Raw genomic sequence first — 4,037 nt, forward strand, 5'->3', positions numbered from 1 at the left:
CGGTGCCAGCTGGCACCGCGCCTCCCGTCCGCAGCAGTGGTCGCGTCAGGCGCGCGCGTTCACCGGCGCCGCGTCCGGCGCACCCGCGGCGTCCGCCGCGTCCAGCGCCGCGCTCTTCGTCTCGCGGACGAACAGCAGGGCGACGAGCGTCACCACCGCGGCGATCGTGAGGTACAGGCCCACGAGGAAGATGTTGCCGTCCGGCTTCCACAGCGCGAGCGCGATGGTCGGGGCGAGCGAGGCGCCGAGGATCGACGCGACGTTGTACGCGATCGCCGAGCCCGTGTAGCGGACGTTCGTCGGGAACAGCTCCGGCAGCAGGGCGCCCATCGGACCGACCGTCAGGCCCATCAGGGACAGCCCCACGATGAGGAACGTCACGACCGTGATCGGACCGGTCGACGCGGCGAACCAGAACTGGAACGTCAGGCCGAACAGCGCGATGCCGATGGTCGTCGGGATGAGGGTGCGGCGGCGGCCGAACTTGTCGGCCAGGAAGCCTGCGATCGGCGTGAAGATGCCGAAGAACACGACGCCGATCATGAGCAGCGTGAGGAACTCGCCGCGGGTGTAGCCGAGGCCGATCTTCGGGACGAGGGGCCCGGCCTCGGCGCCCGTGGTGCCGTACGACAGGGTGAACGTCGTCATGAAGTAGAAGAGGACGTAGGTCGCGACCATGCCGAAGGTGCCCACGATCACGGCGCGCCACGAGGTGCGGAACACCCGGCCGAGCGGGACCTTGGCGACGGAACCGGACTCCTGGACGCCTCGGAAGACGGTCGACTCGACGAGCTTGAACCGGACGTAGAGGCCCACGATCACCAGGACGGCCGAGAGCAGGAACGGGATGCGCCAGCCCCACGCCTGGAAGTCCGGGTTCGGGGTGCCGTCCGCGCCGGCGGGCATCGCCGCGTTGATCGCGATGAACAGCCCGTTGGCGAGCAGGAAGCCGATCGGCGCGCCGAGCTGCGGCATCGAACCGAACACGCCGCGCTTGCCCTTCGGGGCGTTCTCGGTCGCGAGCAGCGCCGCGCCCGACCACTCGCCGCCGAGCCCGACGCCCTGGGCGAAGCGCATCACGGCGAGGAGCACCGGCGCCCAGATGCCGATCGAGTCGAACGTCGGCAGGCAGCCGATGAGGAACGTCGCGGTGCCCATCACCAGCAGCGATGCCACCAGGGTCGCCTTGCGGCCGACCCGGTCACCGAAGTGGCCGAAGATGATCGAGCCGACCGGGCGGGCGAAGAACGCGAGGGCGAAGGTGACGAACGAGGACAGCTGCGATGCCGTCGGGTCCTCGTTCGGGAAGAAGAGCGTCGGGAAGACGAGGACCGCGGCGGTCGCGTAGACGTAGAAGTCGTAGAACTCGATGGAGGTGCCGACGAGGCTGGCGATCACGACGCGGGAGCGCGGATTGCCTGCGGTCTTCGGGGATGCGGGTGCCGGTGCGGCGGACATGGGGTGAGGAGACTCCGTGGGTGGCGCTCGCGGGGAGCGCTGCGGTGTTCCGGACGGCGGACACCGGTCGGTTCGCGCAGGGTGGCGCGGACACCGATCGGGTGCGTTCGGTTGGTGGTGGGACCGCTTGTGACGGAAGCCCACAGCATACGACAGATGTCGTGAACCTGCGAATCCGCTGACTGGAGGCGCGGTGCCGGTCCGTCCCGCGCCTCCCGCCCTCAGTTGGTCGCGTTCGCCTCGAGGTGCGCGGGCAGCTGGTGGCCCATCCGGTCGCGCTTGGTGTCGAGGTACCCCGCGTTCTGTGCGGAGACGCCGACGACGAGCGGCACGAGGCCGTCGACGGTGATGCCGTGCTCCTCGAGCTGGCGACGCTTCTCGGGGTTGTTCGACAGGAGCCGGACGGTGGTGATGCCGAGGTCGGCGAGGATGCCCGCGGCGCCCCCGTACTCGCGGGAGTCGGCCGGCAGCCCGAGGGCGAGGTTCGCGTCGAGCGTGTCGAGGCCGTCTTCCTGCAGGCGGTACGCCTTCAGCTTGTTGATGAGGCCGATGCCGCGACCCTCCTGCCCGCGCAGGTACACGACGACGCCGCCCTCGGCCGCGATCGTGTCGAGCGCGGCGTCGAGCTGCGGCCCGCACTCGCACTTGAGGGAGCCGAACGCCTCGCCCGTCAGGCACTCCGAGTGCACCCGGACGAGGGCGCCGTCGCGCGGCGCCGCGCCGTCCGGGCCGGTGGCGATGATCGCGACGTGCTCGGCGCTCGTCACGAGGTCGCGGTACGCACGCATCTCGAACGTGCCGTGGGTGGTCGGGACGTTGGTCGACACCTCGAACTGGACCGGGCTCCCGGGGGTGGGGGAGGTGAGTGCATCGGTCATGTGGTGCTCCGGTCGTTCTGGGACCCCGCGATCCCGGGCTCGGCCGCCGGCTGGGAGGGGCGGTGGGGTCGTGCTCGGACCAGCAGGTCGGGGCCGAGGCTGGTGGTCGATAGTACGTCCAACCGGCGACGCTCGCCGATGCTTCCCACGCCGACGTCACCGAGGGCAACACGGGGGCCGCCGAGGAGGACGGGGGCGAGGTACACGAGGTACTCGTCCACCAGGCCGGCCGCGATGAGCGCGGATGCGACGGTGGGCCCTCCCTCGACGAAGACGGAGTGCACGCCGTGGTCGCGGAGAGCGCCGAGCGAGGCGGCGAGGTCGTGTCCGGGCAGGGTGATGAGGGAGCGGGGGTGCCTGCGGACCGCCGCGTCGTCCGGGACCGCGCGGTCGCCGAACACCACGGGGATCGGTTGGTCGGCGAGCAGCTCGCCGGCATCGCCCCGGGCGGTGAGGCTCGGGTCGTCGGCGAGGACGGTGCCGGTCCCGACGAGGATCGCGTCGTGCGCGGCCCGCTGCTCGTGGACGTGCTGACGGGCGGCTGCGCCGGTGATCCACTGGCTCGTGCCGTCCGCGGCCGCAGCCCGACCGTCGAGGCTCGACGCCCACTTCACCGTGACCCACGGGCGTCCGAGGCGCACCGACAGGAGCCAGCGCTCGAGGAACTCCTCGACCTCGTCGGCGAGGACGCCCGAGACGACGTCGACACCGCCCGACCGCAGTCGCTCGGCGCCGCCGCGAGCGGCCGGGCCCGGGTCGTCGACGCCGTACACGACCCGGCCGATGCCCGCTTCGAGCAGCGCGACGGCGCACGGGCCGGTGCGCCCGGTGTGGTTGCAGGGTTCGAGTGTGACGACGGCGGTCGCGCCGACCAGGTGTGCGGGGTCGACCTTCGACATCGCGTCGACCTCTGCGTGGGCGGTCCCGGCGCCCCGGTGCCAGCCCTCGCCGAGGACCGTCCCGTCGGGCGAGAGGATGACGGCGCCGACGCGGACGTGGTCACCGACGGCGGGCCCGAGCGCCGCGAGCTCGAGGCCGCGCCGCATCGCGCGGAGCTCGGCCGGCGAGACCGAGGCGTGCGCTGTCGGGGAGGCCGTCCGGTCGGACGGCGGAGGGGTGACGGTCACGGTCCGAGACTATCCGCGAACGGTGGGTGACGCGTCACCGTGGCGCGCTGTCGTCTCGGGCGGCCAGGGGAGGTCGGACGCGGGAGTGCCGTCGGCCCGGCGGAGTCCCTTCCACGCAGCCGTCGGACCGCCGTCCCGTCCGGGGATGATCGCGTCGCCGGTGCCCGTGTAGGAGAACCCCGCGGCACGGGCGACCGCGGCCGAGGCGGTGTTGCCCACGTAGCACTCCCAGTAGACGTCCGGCGCGCCCTGCGCGAAGGCCCAGTCGACCACGAGGCCGACGGCGTCGTGCATGAGGCCGGCACCGCGGGCGGAGGGCGCGAGCCAGAAGCCGAGGTCGCGCCGTGCGGTGCGGTAGCCGATGATCCCCTCGAGCCAGGTGGACCCCGGACGGCGGATCGCCCACGTGTACTCGCGGTCCGAGGCCCACCCCGGACCGACGAGGGCGTCGACGAAGGTGGTGGCGTCCCGAGCGGTGTACGGCGTCGGGATCGTCGTCCAGCGCACGACGTCCGGGTCCTGGCAGGCCTCGGTGATGGCCGCCGCGTCCGCCCGGGTGGGCACGTCGAGGTGC

Annotated in this window: 3 protein-coding genes and 1 pseudogene; all 4 read right to left on the reverse strand. The window is 72.6% G+C overall.

What is annotated here, in order from left to right; genetic code table 11:
• Positions 1–45: 45 nt before the first annotated feature.
• On the reverse strand, positions 46–1,458 hold the full coding sequence (locus tag Q7F20_RS17980; protein ID WP_305741428.1) for an MFS transporter: 1,413 nt from the start codon (positions 1,456–1,458) through the stop codon (positions 46–48).
• Between the two features lie 221 nt (positions 1,459–1,679).
• Positions 1,680–2,303 (reverse strand): annotated as a pseudogene (gene ribA / locus Q7F20_RS17985) (GTP cyclohydrolase II); the annotation flags it as partial.
• 29 nt (positions 2,304–2,332) lie between these two features.
• Complete coding sequence (gene ribD / locus Q7F20_RS17990) at positions 2,333–3,382, reverse strand: bifunctional diaminohydroxyphosphoribosylaminopyrimidine deaminase/5-amino-6-(5-phosphoribosylamino)uracil reductase RibD (protein ID WP_305741430.1); 1,050 nt, start codon at positions 3,380–3,382, stop codon at positions 2,333–2,335.
• Positions 3,383–3,472: 90 nt separating this feature from the next.
• On the reverse strand, positions 3,473–4,037 hold a 565-nt coding region (locus tag Q7F20_RS17995), incomplete at its 5' end, for a GNAT family N-acetyltransferase (protein WP_305741429.1).

It is taken from the genome of Curtobacterium sp. A7_M15, assembly GCF_030705415.1.
In the GTDB taxonomy this organism is placed as follows: Bacteria; Actinomycetota; Actinomycetes; order Actinomycetales; family Microbacteriaceae; genus Curtobacterium.